The sequence below is a fragment of the Streptomyces albidus (ex Kaewkla and Franco 2022) genome (assembly GCF_013870515.1).
Taxonomy (GTDB): domain Bacteria; phylum Actinomycetota; class Actinomycetes; order Streptomycetales; family Streptomycetaceae; genus Streptomyces; species Streptomyces albidus.
In genome coordinates, this window is sequence record NZ_JACBXA010000026.1 from 11,548 (window position 1) to 32,262 (window position 20,715).

The 20,715-nt window shown below is 70.2% G+C and carries 20 protein-coding genes; 10 read left to right on the top strand and 10 right to left on the bottom strand.

Features of this window, described 5'->3' with window-relative positions:
- Positions 1-85: 85 nt before the first annotated feature.
- Positions 86-1,759: a glycoside hydrolase family 13 protein gene (locus tag H5J26_RS07135; protein WP_181764864.1), complete on the top strand. Its 1,674-nt coding sequence runs from the start codon at positions 86-88 to the stop codon at positions 1,757-1,759.
- Between the two features lie 194 nt (positions 1,760-1,953).
- Here H5J26_RS07135 and H5J26_RS07140 read toward each other — a convergent pair whose 3' ends face one another.
- Entirely contained in the window at positions 1,954-2,766 is an 813-nt protein-coding gene (locus tag H5J26_RS07140) for an EamA family transporter (RefSeq protein WP_181764891.1), read from the bottom strand.
- Between the two features lie 176 nt (positions 2,767-2,942).
- On the opposite strand from H5J26_RS07140, the gene H5J26_RS07145 reads away from it, so the two are divergent.
- Positions 2,943-3,815, top strand: a complete 873-nt coding sequence (locus tag H5J26_RS07145; RefSeq protein WP_181764865.1) for a LysR family transcriptional regulator — start codon at positions 2,943-2,945, stop codon at positions 3,813-3,815.
- Positions 3,816-3,978: 163 nt separating this feature from the next.
- Here H5J26_RS07145 and H5J26_RS07150 read toward each other — a convergent pair whose 3' ends face one another.
- The gene (locus tag H5J26_RS07150) at positions 3,979-4,473 is read right to left on the bottom strand and encodes a cupin domain-containing protein (protein WP_181764866.1); all 495 of its coding nucleotides are present in this window, start codon (positions 4,471-4,473) and stop codon (positions 3,979-3,981) included.
- 184 nt (positions 4,474-4,657) lie between these two features.
- Here H5J26_RS07150 and H5J26_RS07155 point away from each other — a divergent pair, with 184 nt between their 5' ends.
- From H5J26_RS07155 to H5J26_RS07165, 3 genes are read left to right on the top strand one after another with little or no spacing between them, the layout of a single operon-like run.
- Entirely contained in the window at positions 4,658-5,005 is a 348-nt protein-coding gene (locus H5J26_RS07155; protein WP_181764867.1) for a PadR family transcriptional regulator, read from the top strand.
- Positions 5,002-6,090, top strand: a complete 1,089-nt coding sequence (locus H5J26_RS07160) for a hypothetical protein (protein WP_181764868.1) — start codon at positions 5,002-5,004, stop codon at positions 6,088-6,090. The genes H5J26_RS07155 and H5J26_RS07160 overlap by 4 nt, the downstream gene beginning before the upstream one ends.
- Positions 6,087-6,608, top strand: a complete 522-nt coding sequence (locus tag H5J26_RS07165; RefSeq protein WP_181764869.1) for an AAA family ATPase — start codon at positions 6,087-6,089, stop codon at positions 6,606-6,608. The genes H5J26_RS07160 and H5J26_RS07165 overlap by 4 nt, the downstream gene beginning before the upstream one ends.
- Before the next feature lie 140 nt (positions 6,609-6,748).
- Here H5J26_RS07165 and H5J26_RS07170 read toward each other — a convergent pair whose 3' ends face one another.
- The 6 genes from H5J26_RS07170 to H5J26_RS07195 form a co-directional block, all read right to left on the bottom strand.
- Complete coding sequence (locus tag H5J26_RS07170; RefSeq protein WP_181764870.1) at positions 6,749-7,765, bottom strand: Gfo/Idh/MocA family protein; 1,017 nt, start codon at positions 7,763-7,765, stop codon at positions 6,749-6,751.
- On the bottom strand, positions 7,762-8,796 hold the full coding sequence (locus tag H5J26_RS07175; RefSeq protein ID WP_181764871.1) for a Gfo/Idh/MocA family protein: 1,035 nt from the start codon (positions 8,794-8,796) through the stop codon (positions 7,762-7,764). Before H5J26_RS07175 ends, H5J26_RS07170 begins: the two co-directional genes overlap by 4 nt.
- A 97-nt stretch (positions 8,797-8,893) precedes the next feature.
- Entirely contained in the window at positions 8,894-9,745 is an 852-nt protein-coding gene (locus H5J26_RS07180; protein ID WP_181764872.1) for a carbohydrate ABC transporter permease, read from the bottom strand.
- Positions 9,738-10,703 (bottom strand): carbohydrate ABC transporter permease, encoded by a 966-nt coding sequence (locus H5J26_RS07185; protein ID WP_181764873.1) that lies wholly within the window; start codon positions 10,701-10,703, stop codon positions 9,738-9,740. Before H5J26_RS07185 ends, H5J26_RS07180 begins: the two co-directional genes overlap by 8 nt.
- Positions 10,704-10,707: 4 nt before the next feature.
- Positions 10,708-11,973: an ABC transporter substrate-binding protein gene (locus tag H5J26_RS07190; RefSeq protein WP_181764874.1), complete on the bottom strand. Its 1,266-nt coding sequence runs from the start codon at positions 11,971-11,973 to the stop codon at positions 10,708-10,710.
- Positions 11,974-12,065: 92 nt separating this feature from the next.
- Positions 12,066-13,223, bottom strand: coding sequence for an ROK family transcriptional regulator (locus tag H5J26_RS07195; protein WP_309237815.1), 1,158 nt, complete (start codon positions 13,221-13,223; stop codon positions 12,066-12,068).
- 141 nt (positions 13,224-13,364) lie between these two features.
- Here H5J26_RS07195 and H5J26_RS07200 point away from each other — a divergent pair, with 141 nt between their 5' ends.
- Together H5J26_RS07200 and H5J26_RS07205 are read left to right on the top strand one after the other, a co-directional pair.
- Positions 13,365-14,588 (top strand): Gfo/Idh/MocA family protein, encoded by a 1,224-nt coding sequence (locus tag H5J26_RS07200; RefSeq protein WP_181764875.1) that lies wholly within the window; start codon positions 13,365-13,367, stop codon positions 14,586-14,588.
- A gap of 106 nt (positions 14,589-14,694) precedes the next feature.
- Positions 14,695-15,579 (top strand): alpha/beta hydrolase family protein, encoded by an 885-nt coding sequence (locus H5J26_RS07205; RefSeq protein ID WP_181764876.1) that lies wholly within the window; start codon positions 14,695-14,697, stop codon positions 15,577-15,579.
- A 102-nt stretch (positions 15,580-15,681) separates the two neighbouring features.
- Here H5J26_RS07205 and H5J26_RS07210 read toward each other — a convergent pair whose 3' ends face one another.
- Both H5J26_RS07210 and bla read right to left on the bottom strand, forming a co-directional pair.
- On the bottom strand, positions 15,682-16,233 hold the full coding sequence (locus H5J26_RS07210) for a 2'-5' RNA ligase family protein (protein WP_181764877.1): 552 nt from the start codon (positions 16,231-16,233) through the stop codon (positions 15,682-15,684).
- 117 nt (positions 16,234-16,350) lie between these two features.
- A complete protein-coding gene (gene bla / locus H5J26_RS07215) occupies positions 16,351-17,274 on the bottom strand; it encodes a class A beta-lactamase (protein ID WP_181764878.1) in 924 nt (307 codons plus the stop codon).
- Between the two features lie 170 nt (positions 17,275-17,444).
- On the opposite strand from bla, the gene H5J26_RS07220 reads away from it, so the two are divergent.
- The 3 genes from H5J26_RS07220 (at position 17,445) to H5J26_RS07230 (ending at position 20,713) form a co-directional block, all read left to right on the top strand.
- A complete protein-coding gene (locus H5J26_RS07220; RefSeq protein WP_181764879.1) occupies positions 17,445-18,347 on the top strand; it encodes a LysR family transcriptional regulator in 903 nt (300 codons plus the stop codon).
- On the top strand, positions 18,344-19,246 hold the full coding sequence (locus tag H5J26_RS07225; protein ID WP_181764880.1) for a serine hydrolase: 903 nt from the start codon (positions 18,344-18,346) through the stop codon (positions 19,244-19,246). Before H5J26_RS07220 ends, H5J26_RS07225 begins: the two co-directional genes overlap by 4 nt.
- 216 nt (positions 19,247-19,462) lie before the next feature.
- The gene (locus H5J26_RS07230; protein ID WP_419183762.1) at positions 19,463-20,713 is read left to right on the top strand and encodes a PP2C family protein-serine/threonine phosphatase; all 1,251 of its coding nucleotides are present in this window, start codon (positions 19,463-19,465) and stop codon (positions 20,711-20,713) included.
- Positions 20,714-20,715: the final 2 nt, after the last annotated feature.

The window sequence follows — 20,715 nt, forward strand, 5'->3', positions numbered from 1 at the left end:
ACGGCAGCCGATAGCCCGGACAACCGAATACCGAGCTACCGCAACACCGACCGAAAGCACCCGCACCGCACTGCGAGGATTCATCGTGACCGACAGCACCGCACCGCACCGCCAGGACGGCCCCGACTGGTGGCGCCAGGCCGCCGTCTACCAGATCTACCCCCGCAGCTTCGCCGACGCCGACGGCGACGGCCTCGGCGACATAGCCGGCGCCGCCTCGCGGATGTCCTACCTCTCGGAGCTCGGCGTCGACGCCGTCTGGCTCAGCCCGTTCTACCCCTCGGCGCTCGCCGACGGCGGCTACGACGTCGCCGACTACCGCAACGTCGACCCGCGGCTGGGCACCCTCGACGACTTCGACGCGATGGTCGCCGAGGCGCACCGCTTCTCCATCAAGGTGATCGTCGACATCGTCCCCAACCACACCTCCGACGACCACGAGTGGTTCCAGGCGGCGCTGCGCGCGGGGCCGGGCTCACCGGAGCGCGAGCGCTACGTCTTCCGCCAGGGCAAGGGGCAGGACGGCGAACTCCCGCCCACGGACTGGCAGTCCATGTTCGGCGGTCCCGCCTGGAGCAGGCTCCCCGACGGCTGGTGGTACCTGCACCTGTTCGCCCCCGAACAGCCCGACCTCAACTGGGACCACCCCGATGTGCACGCCGACTTCAAGAAGACCCTGCGCTTCTGGTCCGACCGGGGCGTCGACGGATTCCGCATCGACGTGGCCAACGCCCTGACCAAGGACCTCACGGAGCCGCTGCGCGACGTCGGCGGCATATCCATCGAGGAACAGATGGCGACGGTCGAGGACGGCCAGCATCCCTTCCTGGACCGCGACGAGGTGCACGAGATCTACCGGGAGTGGCGGGAGGTCTTCAACGAGTACGACCCGCCGCGCGTCGGCGTCGCCGAGGCCTGGGTGAAGAAGGAGCGCCTCGTGCGGTACGCGAGCCCCGAAGGCCTCGGCCAGGCGTTCAACTTCGACTACCTCAAGACGGGTTGGTCCGCTCCCGAACTGCGCTCCGTCATCGACGTCTCGCTGCGTACGGCCCGGGCCGCGGGCGCCTCGGCGACGTGGGTGCTCTCCAACCACGACGTCATCCGGCACGCCTCGCGCTTCGCGCTGGCCGAGGACGCCGACCCCGAGGCGTGGTTGCTCAGCGGCGGCACCCAGCCGGTGGCCGACCGCGAGCGCGGTCTGCGCCGGGCACGCGCGGCGACCATGCTGGAGCTGGCCCTGCCGGGGTCCGCGTACATGTACCAGGGTGAGGAACTCGGCCTGCCGGAGGCAGCGGAGCTCGCCGAAGGGGACCTCCAGGACCCGGTGTGGGAGCGCAGTTCGCACACCCGCAAGGGCCGTGACGGCTGCCGCGTACCGCTTCCGTGGACGAGGGAGGGCGAGTCGTTCGGCTTCGGCGGGACTCCCTGGCTGCCTCAGCCCTCGTACTTCGGCGAGCTTTCCGTCGAGGCCCAGGAGGGCGACGAGACCTCGACGCTGGAGCTCTACCGCGAGGCGCTGCGGCTGCGGCACAAGCTCGTCGGCACGGACGAGTCCCTGGAGTGGATCGGTTCGCAGGAGACCGAAGAGGCGGGCGTGCTGCACTTCGTACGTCCCGACGGATGGCACTGCGTGACCAACTTCAGCTCGGAGACCAAGCCTCTGCCTGCGGGTGAAGTGCTGCTCAGCAGCGGTCCGTTGGGCGATGAAGGGCTGCCCGGCGAGACGACGGTCTGGCTGCGGGACGGCGCCGAGGGCTGACGTCCGACGCAGCCGTCGTCACAGCGGAGCCGGACGAACGGCACGACGGCACGGCCCGCGAGTCCCGGTGATCCGGGTGCCTCGGGGTGCCGTGCCGTTCTGCGTCTGCCTGCCCGTCCGGACGGGCAGGCCCGGTGGCCGATCGAGCAGACGGCCTCGCTGCTGTTCATGTGGCGCACCGGTTCCCGGGGACGTCACGGGGCGCGGGTGGAGACGACGACGGTGTTGGCGGTGACGATCGCGGCAATGGCCGACCAGGAGGCGGCATCGAGGTGCTGGCCCAGGAGGACGAGGCCGATCACCGCGGCGAAGACGGGGTTGACGCTCATGAACACGCCGAAGAGGTGCGGCGGCACCCGGCGCAGCGCCAGCAGGTCGGACACGAACGGCACGGCCGAGGAGAGCACCCCGGCTGCCAGCGCGCAGGCCAGCGCCGCCGGTGTGGGCGGGTGCTGCCAGAGCACCCATGCACCCACGGGCAGGTACAGGGCGCCGGAGACCAGCGCCGCGGCGGCCGATCCCTCCAGGCCGGGCAGCCAGGCGCCGACGGTGCGGTTGCACAGGATGTAGCAGCCCCAGCAGACCGCGGCCAGCAGGGCGAGGCCGATGCCCGGGTAGTCCGTGGAGGGTGTGGGGCGCGCGAGCACCGCCACTGCTCCCGCCGCCGCCAGGGCGGCGATGAGGTCTGTCCTGCGGCGAGAGCCGGCCAGGGCCACGGTCAGCGGGCCGAGGAATTCCAGCGTGACGGCCAGCCCGAGCCCGATCCGCTCGATCGCCGCGTACAGGGACAGGTTCATTCCGGCGAACACCAGCGCCAGCCCCAGCACCGGACGCCACTTCGCCGCGGTGAACTCTCGCAACCGCGGTCGGCCGACCGCCCCGAGCACGGCTGCTGCCACCCACTGGCGCACCGCCACCACACCGACCGGCCCGAGCACGGGGAAGGCGAGCGCCGCGAGCGCCGCTCCGCTCTGGTTGGACAGTCCGCTGCCCAGCATCAGCGCCATCCCGCCCCAGCGCTCCGCACGCGGGCCGGATCCGCGCACGTCCGCGGCGTGCGATGCGCCGGGATCGGCAGCGACGGGGACAGGGACGGAGGGAGACGCAGGCTTCATGCCCCCACGATTGGACGCCGTCCGGCATACGCAAAATGCAATCGCCGCCCCATCTATACGCTGGACGCATGGATGGAACGGGCAAGACGGCCGGTGCCCTGGAGCTGAAACACCTGCGCTGCCTGGTCGCCATCATCGACAGCGGCAGCTTCACGGACGCCGCCCACGAACTCGGCGTCTCGCAGGCCGCCGTCTCACGGACCCTCACCGCTCTGGAAGGCGTCCTCGGGGTGCGGCTCCTGCACCGCACCAGCCGCTTCGTCGCCCCCACCACCGTGGGCGTTCAGGTGCTGGCCCGGGCACGCGTCCTGCTCGCCGGCGCCGACGACCTCGTCCGCGAAGCCACCACCGGACACAACCGCCTCCACATCGGCCACGCCTGGTCCGCTTTCGGCCGCCGCACCACCGAGTTCCAGCGCCGGTGGCACGAGCAGCACCCCGAGACCGAACTGCGTCTGATCCGCCACAACAGCCCCACCGGCGGTCTCGCCGAGGGGCGGTGCGACCTCGCCGTCGTCCGCGCCCCGCTCGACCTCACCTCCTGGTCCCACGCGCTGATCGGCTACGAGGCCCGCCACGTCGCTCTGGCCTCCGACGACCCCTGGGCCCGTCGCCGCAGCATCCGCCTGGACGAAGTCCTCGGGCGCACCCTGGCCATCGACCGCCGCACCGGGACCACCACCCTGGACCTGTGTCCCCAAGACGAGAGGCCCGCCGTCGAGTACACCCACGACATCGACGACTGGCTCGCCGCCATCGCCACCGGCCGCTGCATCGGCGTCACCCCCCAGGCGACCGCCGCCCAGTACCGCCGCGACGGCATCACCTACCGGCCGCTGCGCGACGCCGACCCCGTCCCCGTCCACCTCATCTGGCGCACGCACGACGCCCACCCGGCCACCCACACCGTCATCGCGCTGGCCACCGACCTCTACCGGTAGAGCGGAGAGCATCGGCACGTCCGCCGGCCGGTCGTCTGCGGCGGCCTGACGGCCTCGCGTCGACATCGGTCCCGTCCCTGCTCCAACCGGCCTGCTTCAACTCGTCCGCGGCGTCAGCTGCTTGGGCCTCCCACTTCGGACGCCGCAGTCCGAATCGGGTCGCTCAGGAACCCTCGGTGTCGACGAAGAAGCTGTCGTGCTTGACGAGGAAGTCCTCGAGTTCCTTGCCGCCGCGCTGCGTCATCTCGGCGATCCGCTCGAAGTACTCCTCCCGCGGCGCACCGGGTGAGAAGAGGAGCAGCATGGACACCGGATCGTCCGAGGTGTTCTTGAACGCGTGCAGCCCGCCCACCGGCACGTACAGGAAGTCGCCCTGCCTCCCGGTGACCCAGCGCTCCCCGTCGAAGAGCTCCATCCGGCCGGAGAGGATGTAGAAGGACTCCGAGATCGACCGGTGGAAGTGCGTGCTCGGCCCGGGCGACCTCGGCCCCATCTCGACCTTGTAGAGGCCGAATTCACCGCCGGTGCCCTCTCCGGTGGCCAGGTAGTGGGTGCGGTTGCCGGTCGACGACGTCAGTTCGGGTGCCGTGTCCGAGGACCTGAACACCGCGTTGATCTCACCGTTTTCACCGAGGTAGCGGGGCTCGGGATACGACATGCCTGCTCCTTTCACGTCACTTCTGGCGATTGTTGCCCTCACGGACGTGGAGGGCATCGGGCCCGGGACCGGATGGCCGTACGCCCGGAGGCCCACGTCTCGGGCGGGTGCCGGTGGGAGTCTCTAGTCGGAATATTGACTAGTCCTCGAAATCGTCTACTCTCAACTCGTGAAGAGTGGAGCGATGAGCGAGGAACCCCCCGGCTGGCTGCGAGGGGTGATCGAGCTGGCGGCCACGGCCGTGCTCGCCGAGGGCGACAACCACGGATACGCGGTGGCGCAGCGCCTCGGCGAGGCCGGCTTCGGCCGGATGAAGGGCGGGGTGCTCTATCCCGTGCTGGCGAGGCTCGAATCCGAAGGGATCCTCGGCTCGACGTGGACGGCGGGGGAGGGCGGGCCGGGCCGCAAGGTCTACTCGCTCACCGAGCACGGGGCGCGGTGGCTGGCCGCGCAGAGCACGCAGTGGAGCCGGTTCTCCGAACGCATGGACCAGTTGCTGAGCAGGACCTTCGAAGAGGGGAACAGGGGATGAAGAACGCCATGGAGGCGGACGCCGACTGGGAGGACGACTTCCTCCTCGAACTGGTCGATCACGGCCTGGACTGGGAGGCGGCCGAGGCCTGCGTGGATGAGGCCCTGGCCCACTGCGCGGAGGCCGGGGAGAGGCCGGACGACGCCTTCGGTGACGCGAAGAAGTACGCGGAGCGAATAGCCCGGGGCCGCATCCCCGCCTCGAAGCGCGCGAGGACCGACTACGACGGCAAGACCACGATGGACGACTACTGGGGCGCACCGTTGCTGCTGCCCGGGTACTGCCTGCTGCTCGGCGGAATCGTGATGTGGATCGAGTCGGGGCTCTGGCTCGACGTGAGCATCGCCGGGCTGGTCTTCACGGTCCTGTTCGGCACCCTTTTCGCCGTCATCGGGGCAGCCAACGCGCTCCGGTCGGCGGGCCGGCTGCGTGCCGCAGTCGTCGCCTGGTGCGTCGCACTGAGCATGACCGTGCCCGCCGCCCTGGCAGCCTTCGAACTCCCCCACGCCACGTTGGCCCGCATCCCGACGCCCTCACTGTTTCCCGCAGGGGCTCTTCTCATCTGGCTGGGCACTCTGATGCAGCGCCCCGGCGCGGTGGGACGCAAGGCGTCGACGTTCCTCCTCCGTCGCGCCCGGATGCTCCGCCCGGCAGCGACCGCCGAGGTCCGCAACGAACGCTGGCTGCACCGCCTGGAAGGTCTGCTCCGGGGGCGTCACGACGTCCGCCGCGCGGACGCGCGGCGATTCGTCGACGAAGCCCGCGCGCATCTCGAAGCCTCCGGGGCGCCGCCTGAGGAGGAGTTCGGCGATGTCGAGCAATACGCCTTGAGCCTTGCCGAGGGAGGCGTCCGGCGTTCCAGCCGTACGGCACTCGACGAACACCGTCGGCTGGCGTTCTTCTGCCTGTGCGTGCTGCAGCTCGTCACTGCGGACTGGCCGGACCTGCACTGGGGTGAATGGTGCTTCCTGGGGCTGGCGTTGGTGAGCGGGGTCTCGGCGGTCCGCCAGTACCTCGCCAAGTGGCGGACGCACAGGGCCCGCACGAGGGCGGAGGGTCCGGGTGAGGACGGAGCGACGTCGTGATCGTGTGGCTGAACGGCACGTTCGGGGCGGGGAAGACGACCACCGCCGGTGAACTCGTCCAAGTTCTGCCGCAGGCCCGTCTGTTCGACGCCGAGCAGGTGGGATACATGCTCGGGCACGTCCCGGACCTACCGGATCTGGGGAACTTCCAGCACTGGCCGCCGTGGCGTCATCTCGTGGTGGAGACGGCTTCGCAGCTGCTGGACTACGTCGGCGGGACCCTCGTCGTCACGCAGACCGTGCTCGTGGAGCAGTACTGGGAGGAGATCCGGTCCGGACTCGACAGGGCCGGCATCCCGGTTCACCACTTCGTGCTGCACAGCGACCCGGAGACAATGGAGCGCCGGATCAAGAGCGACGCCGAGCACGCTGCGAGGAACCGGGACTGGCGTCTTGCGCACCTCGCCGACTACCGCGAGGCCCTGCCCTGGCTGCGCCGGTCGGCGCAGTTCGTCGACACCGCTCGGATCGACGCGCGGGAGGCCGCCCGCGTCGTCGCGGCGAGCGTGGGCGAGTAGACCGGCGTAGCCCCCGGGCCGCAGCTCGCAGCCCCCGTGCCCGCGGCCCCGGGACGAACTGACGTCCGCGGCCCCGGTGTTCCGTCCGTACGTGCAGCCGGACGGGCGGGCGCGGAAGCACCACGCCCGCCCGGCGCGAGTCACCCCACCGGCACCGGCGTGCCCGCCCGCGCCGAGGCGTAGCCGGCCAGCGCGATGCTCAGCGAGCGCAACCCCGCCTCCCCGTCCGCGACTTGGACCGCACCCTCGTCCGCACCGCCGAAGAGGAAGCTGCGCAGCATCGCGCCGTCCAGGTCGGTCCCCCACGGCAGCAGCACGCCCCTGCGGTTCGTCTCGTCGAAGCCGGAGACGACCTGGCCGAAGGCGTCCATCTCCACCGTGGCGCGCTCACCGACCAGTTGGAGTTCGAGCCCGCCCCAGGTGGGGTGGTGGTCGGGATGGCTCCAGGAGCAGTCGATGGTGGCGACCGCCCCGTTGTCGTAGCGGATGGTCACCAGGCCCGCTGTGTCCACCTCCACCTCTCCGCCGTACATGAGGTTGTTGCTCTGGGCGTACACGTCGACGGCACGCGCTCCGTCGAAGAGGTCGTCGAGCAGGTCGGCGATGTGGACGGTGTGGTCCATCATCGCGCCGCCGCCCGCCAGTTCGGGGTCGACGAACCAGGCGCGGGCGCCCGCGGGAAGGCTGCCGTTGTTGGCGCCGGCCACCGTGAGGACCGAGCCCGTACCGCCGCTGCGCACCGCCTCGCGCAGCGCGGCGTAGGCGGGGCTGAAGCGCACCGGGTAGGCGACTCCCAGCCGTACTCCGGCCTCCCGGCAGGCGGCGACCATCGCCCGGCCGTCCTCGACCGTGGTGGCCAGCGGCTTCTCGCACAGCACGTCCACGCCGTGCTTGGCGGCCAGTTCGACCAGCGGCCGGTGCCGGGAGTTCTCCGAGGCGACCACGACCGCGTCCGGTCCCCACTCGAACAGGCCCTGGTAGCTGTCGACATGGGCCACTCCCAGCTGCTCCGCCAGGGCCGGCCCTCGAAGCTCTCCGGGTGCCGCGGAGGCGGCGTCCGGGTCGCTGCACAGGACGTCCACACCGGCCATGTCGCGCAGTTGCGTCGCATAACCCGCGGCGTGCACATGGGCGAACGAGAGCACTCCGACCTTCATCGGGCCACCACCTCCTGGACGTCGTCCTTGTTCCGGCTGCCGAGCTCCACTGCTCGCCCGCTGCGGTCCGACTCGGCCGCCGCCAGCGCGATGCGCACCGCTTCCAGCCCGTCCCGGGCGGTCACCCTCGGCGGCGGGCCGCCGCGCACGGCCGCCGCGAACTCCCGCAGCTCGGTGAGGAAGGGGCTCTCGGTCAGGTTCGTGGCGGGTATGCCCTCGCCCGGCGCCGCCTCGCCCTGCGAGATGACCCGGAAGGCCTTGGTCCTGGAGGAGTCGTGCTGAAGCACACCGCCTCGGCCGGCGATCCGGAACGTCGTGCGGAACTGCGAATCCGGCAGACCCCACACCCCGTGCACGTGGCTGATCGCGCCGGAGGCATGGGTGAGCACGGCTGTCGCGGCGGCGACACAGCCCGCCGGCGCGGGTGCCTGCTGGTGGCCGCGTACGTGCGCGTGGACACGGACCACCTCGCCGGCCAGCAGACGCGCGAAGTCGAAGTCGTGGATCATCTGGTCGACGAGGAGTCCGCCGGAGAGCGTCGGGTCGGCGAACCAGGGGGACCAGACCGGATAGCTGCCCGTACGGGTGAAGCGCAGCACCGCGGGCTCTCCGACCGCTCCTCCGGCGACCGCCTCCGCCATGGCCGCGTACTCGGGGAAGTAGCGGACGACGTGGGCGGGGAAGAGGAGCACCCCGGCCCGTTCCGCCTCGTCGATCATCTCCTCCACGTCCTCGACGCGGAGCGCGAGCGGCTTCTCGCACGCCACGTGAACTCCCGCGCGGAGAGCGGCGATTGCGACCTCCGGGTGGGTGTGGGTGGGTGTGCAGACGTCGACGGCCTCGCTCCCCGCGAGGAGTTCCTCCAGGCTGCGCGCCACCCGTACGCCCTGCTCCGCGTGGAGGGCGGCGAGGTCCGCGCCGCTGTCGTCGGGGGTGAACACGGTGACCACGGCCCCGAGTTCGAGCCATGCGGGCAGATGTGCTCGGGCGATGCCCCCGGCACCGATCAGCCCCACTGCGAGTTCCGGCATGTGAATGTGACTGCCTTTCCGTTTCCGGTGGTCGGTCGGTCTCGTAGGTCGGTCCTCGTCGATCGGTCTGTCCTGGCTGGTTGCCCTTCGGCCGCGGTCAGCCCTTCGAGCCGCTGAGCGCGATGCCCTGCACGAAGTGCCGTTGCAGCAGCAGATAGAGGACGATCATGGGGAGGCTGCCGATCAGCGAACCGGCCATGAGCACCGGGTAGTTGGTCATGAACTGGCCTTCGAGGGAGGTCAGTCCGGCGCTGATCGGCATGGTCGCGGGGTCGGTGTTGACCACGAGCGGCCAGAGCAGGTCGTTCCACGACCACATGGCCGTGATCACCGCCAGTGCCGCGAGTGCGGGCCGCACCAGCGGCAGCATGACGCTCCAGAAGATCCGGAACGGGCCGGCTCCGTCGATGCGTGCGGCCTCCTCCAGCTCCCTCGGCAGCGCCATGAAGAACTGCCTGAGCAGGAAGGTCCCGAACGCGCTGAACATGCCGGGCAGGAAGAGCGCGGGAATGCTGTTGAGCAGCCCCAGCTTCTGGACGATCTCGTGCTGCGGAAGGATCAACAGCTGCGCCGGCACCATCAGTACGGACAGGAAGACGGCGAACAGCACGTTCTTGCCACGGAACTGCATGCGCGCGAACGCGTAGGCGGCGAGGGAGCAGAAGACGAGCTGCCCCAGCGTGCGCCCCAGGGTGTTCAGGAAGCTGTTGGTCAGCATCTCCATGAACGGCACGGCGGTGAAGACCTGCGAGAACGCATCCCAGTGCCACTCGTTCGGCAGGAAGGTGGGCGGCACCTGTACGGACTCGGGCATGGTCTTGAACGCGGTGAGGGCCTGCCACACGAAGGGGAAGACCATGAACAGGGCGCCCGCCACGAGTACGGCGTGAGTGGCGAGCGCGCCCCCGTCCACTCGCGTCCTGCGCTGGGTCGCGGCCGGCTCAGGCATAGTGCACCCACCTCTTCTGGAACCGGAACTGCAGATAGGTCAGCGCCGCGATGAGCAGCATCAGCAGGAAGGCGAGTGCGGCGGCGGCTCCCTGGGCGTTCTCCTGGAACGCCCACTTGAAGAAGAGCGTCACGATCGACTGCGTCTCGCCCAGCGCCGGGTTCTCCGGGCTCATCATCACGAAGATGAGGTCGAACTGCTGGAGCGAGTTGATCACGCAGATGACCGTGGCGAAGAAGATGCTCGGGCTGAGCAGCGGCAAGGTGATGCGGAAGAAGCGCCGTACGGGTCCCGCGCCGTCGATCTCCGCTGCCTCGTAGTAGTCCCTCGGGATGGCCTTGATGCCGGCCGTGAAAATGATCAGGTAGTAGCCGACGTGGGACCAGACCATCACCGCCCCGATCGCGTACACCGCCGTCGACGGGTCCGAGACCCAGTAGCGCCCGTCCACGCCGAACCACGACAGCGCCTCGTTGATCATTCCGAAGTCGCCGTTGTAGAGCCAGTTCCAGACCAGGCCCACGGCGGCGGGCATGGTGACGAACGGCAGGAAGTACAGGGCGCGGTAGACCGGTACTCCCCGCAGCCCCCGCCGGTTCATCAGGTCGGCCAGCACGATCGCGACGGGAAGAGTCACCAGCCCCATCAGCATGTACAGGACGGTGTTCCCGAGGGCCTGCCCGACGGTGACGTCGCGCACCACTCCCTCGTAGTTCTCGCCCCCCACCCACGTGTTGCCGCCGAAGACGCCGAACGAGGTGAAGCTGAACCAGAAGGTCTCGAGCAGCGGCCAGATGTAGAAGACGAGAAAGCCGAGGGCGATGGGGGCGATGAAGAGGTACGCGGAACGCTGCGAGCGGCGCCGCGGCCTCGGACTCGGCGTGCTGCCGCGCTCCGCGGCTCTGCTCCGCCGTCGGTCGGCCGCCTGCGCCGCGGCCGTGGAGGGGAAGACAGCCATGTCGTCACTTCTCCTGTTCCAGGGCCAGGTCCATCTGGCGGGCGAGTGTGCGTGAGGCGCTCTCGATGCCGCCCTTGCCGGTGAACGGGCCTCCCAGCAGCTGCGGTTGGAGGTTCTCCCACACGGTGGTGCGCCGGGAGGCCGGGTAGGGGACGGCGTAGTCGAGCATGTCGATGAAGACCCCGAGGCCGAACTCCGGCATGGACTTCACCCAGGCGTCCTGCGTCCCGGCGTACGAAGAGATGGTCACGCCTTCACTCGCCTGGATCAGGGCCGCCTTCCGCGAGCCCATGAACTTCGCGAACTTCCAAGCCGCCTCGGGGTGTTCGCTCTTGGACGAGATCGCGGAGGCCAGTCCGTGGATGACGGTGCCCCGGCGGCGCCCCTCGGGCAGGACCGCGACTCCGCCGTGGTCCTTGATGGCGGGCGCCGCGTACATCTGCGACGCCATGGCGGAGAGGTCGTAGTTCATGGCGACCTTCTCCGACAGATAGAGCTGGCGGCCCCGGGTGTCGGTCATCGCGCTCTGGGAGGGCGAATGGCCCTTGTCGATCAGGTCGGTCCAGAAGCGCAGGCCCTCGATGGTGCGCTCGTCGGCGAAGCCGGACCGGCCGTCGCGGATCACGTAACCGCCCGCCTGGGCGATGGTGTTGTAGTACGTGTACTGCCTGCTCATCTCGGCGGCGATGCCGTGGACGCCTGCCCGCGGGTCCGTCAGCTCGGCGGCCGCGTCCCGGACGGTGTCCCAAGTCCAGCTGTCGTCGGGGTACTTGATGCCCGCCTTGTCGAAGAGCTCCTTGTTGTACCAGAGGCCGATGGTGTCGAAGTCCTTCGGCATGGCGAACCGGGTGCCCTTGTAGCTGTACATCCGCAGGAGCTCTTCGGGGTGCACGGCCATGTCGAATCCGTCGCGCTCGATGAACGGGTCCAGCGGGCGCAGCGCGCCGCCCTCGGCGTACATCTGGAGGTTGACGGCGTTCATCCAGAACACGTCGGGCGCGGAACCGCCGCGCATGGCGGTCTTCAGGGTGGTCCAGTAGGAGGGGAAGGGGGTGAGCTGGATCTGGACCGAGATGCCGGGGTGTTCCGCCTCGAACGCCTTGATGATCTTCTCGGTGCCGGCGACCTGGAGCGTGTCCCACATCCCGTACGAGATGGTGGTGCGGCCGCCGGACGTACGCGACGATCCGCCCTTGCTGGAACAGCCCGTGGCCGCAGCGGCCGCGAAGGGCGCCGCCAGCGCTCCGGTGAGCAGACTTCTCCTGCGCATTCGCGCCTCCGAAGGGGGCGAGGGTGATGGGGACGGGTGGGGGACGGGGATCCCTCAGCGCCGTGACGACGCGCTGCCGTACGGGACTTGGGTCAGCGGGTCACGGACGGCAGGGGACCGGTCGCATCGGTGAGGACTGCCTCGACGCTGTCGAGGGCCTTGCGTACGGCGCCCAGCGCCACGCCCTGCTCGCCGAGTGTGCTGACGGCGATGCGGGGCACGTGCAGGGCGACGTCCAGGGTGATTCCCCGCAGATGCCGGGTGAGCAGCGGGGTCAGCACCTCCCCGGCGGGGGTCATCCCGCCCGAGAGGACGATCAGTTCGGGGTCGACGGCCAGCAGCAGCGCCCCGATTCCGGGAGCCAGCCGGGCCGCGTAACGGTCGAGTACGTCGAGCGCACCGGGGTCCTGCGCGCTCGCCGCGCGGGCGAGCGCCGCCACCTCCGACTCGCCCTCGTCGCGTGGGCCGTGCCAGGTCAGCGCCTCGTGGGCGTGGGCGAGGCCGAGTTGCGGGTGGAGCCCCAACTCGCCTGCTCCGCCCCGGCGTCCGCGGTGCAGACGCCCACCGAGGAGCAGGCCGCACGACGAGCGGTGGCCGATCAGGACGCAGGCGACGTCATCGGCGAGCTGCGCCGCTCCGCACCAGTGCTCGGCCATGGTGGCCAGGTTGACGTCGTTCTCGGCGAGGACTCTGCAGGGGAAGGCGTCGGCAAGCCGCCTGGGCAGCTCGAAGTCGGACCACTCCGGCACGATCACCGACGTGATCCGGCCCGTCTCCGCGACGATCCCGGGCACGCCGACGCACAGCGCCCACAACTCGTCGGGGCGCACCTTGTTGTCCTCGAGGAACTCCTCGATCCGGGTGCGGAGGAACGCGAGGCGCTCCGCGCCTCCCATCTCCGGGTCGATGTCCTCGCGTTGGGTGGCGCTCACGTCCCCGGCGAGGTCGGAGAGCAGCAGCACCATCTTGTGCAGCCCGATGTCGACGCCGACGACCCGTCCCGCTTCTCCGCGGAACCGGAAGCGCCGGGCCGGACGGCCGGAGCGTCCCGGCGCGGTGTCGGTGGCCTCGGTCAGCCAGCCCTGAGCCGTCAGCTCCTCGACCACAAGATCGACGGTCGGCCGCGACAGCCCTGTGGCCGCCGCGAGTTGGCTGAGCGACTGCGGGCGTCCCGGCCCCTGGGAACGCAGGAAGCGCAGGACGGCGATGGTGTTCAGGCGCCGCAGAGCGGCAAGGTCGTGGCCTCGCACTCGGGACCACCTCCTCCTCCGCCGCCGGTGCCTCGATTTGATTGATTGAGGACTCTTGCATAAATGCCGACGGCCGTGAAGGCTCCGAGTCGAACATTTATGCAGGACTGTTTGACATGGGCGGCGGCTGGGAGGCGAGCGATGGCGAGCAACGATCTGCGGATCGGTGTCGTGGGTGCCGGCGAGCGGGCGACGCTGGCCCTGCACGCCCAACGCCCCGGAAACGGAGCGAGAGTTGTCGCCTGCGCCGACCCGCACCCCCGCGGACAGCAGACGGCACGCAGGCTCTTCGGCTCCGACGTTCCGGTGCACGAGGACCACCTGAGCATGCTGGAGTCGTCCGGGCTCGACGCGGTCATGGTCTTCGCCCCGGACCATCTGCACGCACAGTGCGTACTGGACGCCCTGCGGGCCGGAGTCGCGGTCTTCGTGGAGAAGCCGCTCGCCGTGACCACGGAGGACTGCGACCGGCTCCTGCGTACGGCGCGCGAGACCGGCAGCCGGCTCTACGTCGGCCACAACCTGCGGCACGCGCCCGTGGTCCGGGAGATGCGGCGGCTCGTCCGCGACAGCGCGATAGGGCGCGTACGAGCGGTGTGGTGCCGCCACTTCGTCGGCCACGGCGGCGACTTCTACTTCAAGGACTGGCACGCGGAGCGCCGCAACACCACGAGCCTGCTGCTCCAGAAGGGCGCACACGACCTCGACGTGATCGCCTGGCTCGCCGGCGGCTTCGTACGGCAGGTCACCGCCCTGGGCGACCTGGCGGTCTACGGCGACATCACCGACCGGCGCGACCGGACCGCCGAACGCATGACGGAGTGGTACGACCCCGCCGCGAACTGGCCGCCGACCGCCCTCACAGGGCTCAACCCCGTGATCGACGTCGAGGACGTCAGCATGCTGACGGGCCGCGCGGACAACGGCGTCCTCGTCAGCTATCAGCAGTGCCACTTCACGCCCGACTACTGGCGCAACTACACGGTGATCGGCGACCACGGGCGCCTGGAGAACTTCGGCGATCTCGACGGCGCCGTCATCAAGGTCTGGAACTCCCGCCGTTCCGGGTACCGCGACGACGCCGACGAGACCGTCACCGTGCCGCGCTCGGAGGAGACGCACGGAGGGGCCGACCGCCTGCTGGTCGAGGAGTTCCTCCGCTTCGTCGCCTCAGGCGGCTCCACCGAGACCTCCCCTGTCGCGGCAAGGGAGGCGGTCGCCGCGGGCCACGCGGCGACCCGCTCTCTGCGCTCCGGCGGCACCCCTGTCCAAGTGCCGCCGCTGCCCGCGGAGTTGATCGACTACTTCGACGGAGGCCAGGAGCCCACGCGCCCCTCCACCCGACCCGGCGGCATCGAGGAGTGACACCCGGGTTGCCGGGTGCCCGGGCCCTTCGTACGGTCTCCGCAAGACGCAACCGCCGGCCTCACCGGTCCGGCGCCACCGAACTCCGACGTGATCGGACGCTGCCGTGACCGGACACCGCCAGGGCCGATGCCTCCTCGTCGCGCTCGTTCTCGCCGCCGCGGTGGCCTGTTCCTCGGAAGAGCCCCGCGAAGGAGGCGCCCCGCAGAGCAGCGGCGGCGGACGGGCCGAGCGCAGCACCGGGCCGAAGGAGTACAAGGGACCCGGCAGCGGTCCGTACAAGGTGCGGACGAAGAGCTTCACCGCCGACGACGTGGGCGGCCGCTTGGGCGGCGGGACGATCCGCTACCCGGCCGGGGGCAGCCGCGACCACGGCGTGATCGCGGCGTCACCCGGGCTCGGCGCGGACGAGTCGATGGTCGAGCCGTACGGCGGGCTCCTCGCCTCCCACGGCTTCGTGCTGATCACGTTCGACACCAGGACACTGGAGGACACGCCCGCTCAGCGTGGGCGCCAGCTGCTGCACGCCCTCGACCACGTGGTGGAGCACGGCCCGGCCGCACTCCGCGCGGACCCACAGCGCCTCGGCGTGCTGGGCCACTCGATGGGCGGCGGGGGAGTCCTGTACGCGGCGTCGCGCAACCCGGAGATCAAGGCCGCCGTGCCGCTGACCCCGTACTCCCGTACCGGCGACTGGCCCCGGGTGTCGGCGCCCACGCTCGTCATCGGCGGCAGCACCGACGAGATCGCCGCGCCGTCCGCCCACGCCGAGGTCTTCTACAAGGGGCTGAGCGGCGCCGAGGAGAAGCGGTACATGGAGCTGAAGGGCGACCACTTCGTCGCCACCCCGCCGGACCGGCTGGTGGCCGGACAGGTGGTCGCCTGGTTCAAGCGGTTCCTCGACGGCGACGAGAAGTACGACGACGACATCTGCCCGCCTCCGCGCGACAAGCGCATCGTGGAGACCCGCGACACCTGCCCGCTCGGCTGACGTACGGCGGGCGCGAGGCCCGGTCGTGTCCGCCTGCCGTCCATCCGGCAACGACGGTCGGCCCACACGGCGGTGATCGCCCCGCACTCGCGGCCGTGGTGGCTACCTCGCCGGCCGGCCCAGCGCGTAGTCGACGTCGTCCTGCCAGGCCGAGCCGTCCCAGACGACCAAATGCACCGCGGCGACCTGGGCGGTGATCGGCAGGAACGGTTCGAGTTCGGCTTCCAGGGCGTCGTACAACGGGCCGTAGCCGTCCGGCCCTTCGCTGACGGCGAGGGTCAGGTGCGGATCGAGTTCGCCGTCGAAGATTCCCCTGTAGGGCTCCGCCTCCGGCCAGCGTTCGGTGAGTTCCTTGGTCAGCGCCCTGAGCGGATCCTTGGGCCAGGGGTCGAGGTAGAGCACGCCCGGGAAGCGCCCGAACTCCTTGAACGTCACCTCGAACGCGTCGTGGGAGCCGAAGAGTTCGGTGAGTTCACGGTGAACGGCGCCGTCCACACGGCTCACATGCAGGAAGGGGTACAGGACGGTGATGTGTGCGGGAAACCCGGCACGCACCAGCGGATCGGCCTCGGGGACCTTGATCGTCAGCGCGGTGTCGCCCACGACGTCCGGCCAGCCCTCGTGCGTTCCGTCCTCCTCCGTCACGATCGGCATGCTCGCACAGGCCGCCGCGGTGGCCGAACTCCGTTGCGGGGCGGGAGAGATCGCCCGCGCATCAGCTGTTTGTAAGGGCGTCGACGGCCTGCGCGCCCACCCGCGCCCACCCCCCTGCTACGACAGCGTGGAAGCGACCACGGATGCCGCCTCCGCAATCAACTTGTCGTCGTGGTCGGCGTCTTCCTCGCTGCGGTTCGACATGACCGCCATGACGATGGGGGCGCCGTCAGGCGGCCACACCACAGCGATGTCATTGCGGCCGCCGTAGGTGCCGGCTGTTCCCGTCTTGTCGCCGACCACCCACTTCCCGGGCATCCCCGCCCGGATGAGCTCGTCCCCGGTGGTGTTGGTCCGAAGCCACTTCGTGAGCTGCGCACGCTCGGCCTTGTCGAGGACGTCTCCGAGCACGTACGCGCGCAGGTCCTTCGCCAGCGCACGCGGTGTGGTCGTGTCACGCGTGGATCCCGGGCTCCACCGGCTCAGCTCCGTCTCGCGGCGCTCCATCCGCGTGACGTGGTCGCCCAGGCCCTCGAGCGTGGCGTCGAGGCCCTTGGGGCCGCCGAGCGCGTCGAAGAGCAGGTTGGCGGCGGCGTTGTCGCTGTAACGGACGGCCGCGTCACACAGGGCCTTCAGCGTCATCCCGGTCCCGACGTGCTTCTCCGTCACGGGAGAGTTGGCGATCAGATCGTCCCTGGAGTACTTGATCACCCGGTCCATGCCGCTGAGGGAGTACTTCCGCAGCACCGCACCGGCGGCCAGCGCCTTGAACGTGGAGGCGAAGGCGAACCGTTCACCGTCGTTGTAGCCCACCTCGCGGCCGCTGCCGGTGTCGACGGCGTAGACACCCAGCCGCGCGTCGAACTTCCGCTCAAGTTCCTTGAATTCGCGCTCGAAAGGCTTCCCGTCGGCTTTCGACCTCGTCGCCTTCTGCGACGGGGACGAGGAGGACGACGCGTCGCCTTGGCCGCAGGCGGCCAGCGGAATGAGAGCGAGCGTGGCGAGCGCAGCCACGAGGGCGTGCCGGGCGCGGGTGTGCATGGGTCCGACCTCCGGGAAGTGCCCCGCAGGCAGGGCGCATTGGGGACGGAGTGGCACGGCCCCGTCCCGGTGCATGGTCACTGGTGCCGGTATCACCCTCACCTTCGGGCCCCAATGCGGTCCAATACGCTCATGCGTGTCTTCATGCCGATCTGGCATAGGGTTCAGCCGTGGATCTCGTGGGGGCGTGTCACGCGTTCGTCAGTGTCAGTGAGCACGGCAGTTTCACCGTCGGAGCGGACGCCGCCCGGATGTCCCAGTCGGTGGCCAGCCGTCGCGTAGCAGCCCTCGAGGAGCGCTTCGGCGAGCAGCTGTTCGAGCGCACGTCGCGGCGGGCCGTCCTCACCCCCTTCGGCCGGGACATGCTGCCGGCAGCCAGGCAACTCGTGGACGCGGCCGAGGTGTTGCTGCACGAGGCGGAAGCCGTCAAGCGCAAGCCGTGGCGGCTCGCCGTTCCCGGGATCTGCTCCACGGCAGGTCTTGCCCGCCTCGTCGCCGAGGCACGCGGGCAGGGGATCAACCTCGAACTCCGCGTCGCGGACCCGGCGCAGCGCATGGAGCTCATTCACGCGCAGCAGGTGCGCGCCGCGGTGCTCGCGGTGCCGCCGGACGAGGCGACGTGGACCGTGCCGCTCGGGCTCGCCGTCGCCGGGGACGCCGACATGAAGCGGGTCTACGTGGAGACGCTCCGCATCGGCCGGGCCTCCCCCGGCCCGGCCAGGCGTATCTGGATCCAGCCGGAGGACGACGTGCCGCACATCCGTGACCCGCTGACGCGGCTGCGCGACGCGGTCGGCCTGCGTCCCGCACAGCTCGTCGCCGCAGCCGGCCTCACGACCGCCGCGGCTGAAGTCCTCAGCACGCGCGACCTGTTGCTGTGTTCCCCCGCTCAGGCCGAGGAACTCGCCCTGAACTGGCGCCCGATCGGTGAGGTGACCCTCCACCGCGGGTACGCCCTCGCCGCCGCCGCGGACGGCAATCCACTGCACATCGAAGCGCGCCTGGGCGAAGCTGTCTCCCGCTGCCTCGGCACAGCGGCCCGAGCCGGCACCGCGGAAGGCGCGGCGGCGTGAGCACCGCGGCACTGCTGCGCGACATGCACCGGAAGCTGCAGGACGGCGGCCTGCACGGCTTGCTGCTCGTACGGGATCTGCACACGGGCGAAGAGCTGGGGATCGAGCCGGACACCCAACTGCCCTCCGCCTCCCTGGTGAAGATCCCGCTCGCGCTGGCCACGGCGGAGCGCATCCGGCGGGGCGAGCTCAACGGATCGACGATGCTGGAGGTGCAACCCGGGCGGATCACCACTCCCGGCCCCGCCGGACTGAGCCGGTTCCGGCACCCCACCCGGATCGCGATCGACGACCTGCTCTACCTGAGCACCTGCGTGAGCGACGGGACGGCGGCCGACGCGCTCTTCGGCCTCACGCCGCCCGCCCAAATCGCAGGCATGCTCCAGGAGTTCGGGATCCGCGGCATCTCCGTCCGGCACAGCATGCACGAGCTGTCCGACACCCCAGCGGAACGCTTCGACGCCGCCGAGGCCCATCTCGCCCAGGCCCTCGCCATCGACGCCGGCACCAGCGGCCGCGGGCATCGCGTGCCGCAACTCGACACCACCCGCGCCAACAGCGGCAGCGCACGCGCCTTCGTCGAACTGCTCCACACCCTGTGGACGCCGTCGGCGATCCACCCCGAGGTGGCCGAGCGCGTGCGCGGCCTCATGGCCGACAATCTGATCCGGCACCGGCTCACCCCGGACTTCAGCTCCGACGCCACCACTTGGTCCTCCAAGACCGGCACGCTCCTCAACCTCCGCCACGAAATCGGTGTCGTCGAGCACGCCGACGGTCAGGCCTTCGCCATCGCCGTACTCACCGAGTCACTCGTCCCGGCGAGCAACCAGCCCGGGGCAGACGCCCTGATGGCCGAGGTCGCACGCGGCCTGCGCGACCACCTTCGGCAGCGCTAGGTCCGCGGCCGCAGGAGGGGGCAGGGCGTCGCGAGGGTCACAGTCGCGGCCCGCGGCAGTTCTCACATTCCGGCGCTGCTGCCTGCCGTCCGTCTCGAACGGACGCTTGCGAGTGGGCCGTACGGGATCCGGCGAAGTATCCGATCGGCGTAGTTTCTTCCGACCCACCCTCTCGTTATGCCCGGGCAGTTGTCCGGCCAGGAGGGGACCACACCTGTGGAGGAGAATGAACGGCCGCGAGGCCGCCGAGTCGCGGTGGATCTCTCGGAGGGTTTCGGTGAGCGGCTGCTGGGACAGCTGCTGGACCGCGCTCATGAGATGCCGCCGCAGCTCATCGCCCCGCTGGTTGCGGAAGAGCTCGCCAAGATCGGTGGCCGGGACGTCCGCATCTTCTTGCAGGACTACGAGCAGGTCATGCTGGCGCCGCTGTCAGGCCGCGGACTCGCCCCCGGCGAGGCGGTGCCCATCGACGGTTCACGCGAGGGTGAGGCGTTCCTCCACAAGCGAGTGATCGAGGACCTGCACGCGGACGGCGTGCAGATGTACCTGCCCTTGCTGGACGGCAGTGACGAAGTGGGCGTCATGACCCTCCTTCTCGACAGCGTCGACGAGGACGACCGGCGCCTCCTGAGGAGACTCTCCGGCCTCATCGCGGACATGGTGGTCACCAAGAGCAGCTACACGGACGAGTTCTTCAAGGTCCGGCGCCGCGGCCAGCCCATGACGGTGGCCGCCGAGATCCAGTGGTCGCTGCTGCCCCCGTTGTCGATGATCACGCCGCAAGTCTCCCTGGCCGGCGTTTTGGAGCCCGCCCACGAGATCGCGGGCGACAGCCTGGACTACGCCCTCAACGACAACATCCTGCATCTGGCGATCATCGACGCCATGGGCCATGAGCTGAACGCCGCCGTGCTGGCGACCGTCGCCATCGGCGCCTACCGGCACGCCAGACGTGCGGACATCGGGCTCGCCGAGCTCTACTCGTTCATGGACCGGGCCATCGACGCGCAGTTCGGGCCGGACCAGTTCGTCACCGCGCAGATGCTTCGCCTGAACGTCGAGACCGGGCACCTGCAATGGGTCAACGCGGGCCATCCCGCACCCCTGCTCATCCGGGGTCACCGAGTCATCCAGAGGCTGGAGAGCCCGACGACGCTGCCGGTCGGCTTCGGCGGTGCCGTACCGCAGGTTTCGAGCACCCAACTGGCCATGGACGACCGGGTGATGTTCTACACGGACGGGCTCACGGAGGAACACAGGCTGGGCGGGGAGCAGTTCGGCGAGACCCGCATGATCAACGCCATCGAGCGCACCGGGCCCTCCACCTACGGCGTCAGCCAGATGGCACGGGAGCTCTCACAGTCCCTGATGCGGGAGAGGGAGGGAGTCACCAGTGACGACGCCACCCTCTTCCTCCTCGAATGGCACGGCGGCAGCGCGGACCACCTGGCCGTCCCGGACCTCTGACC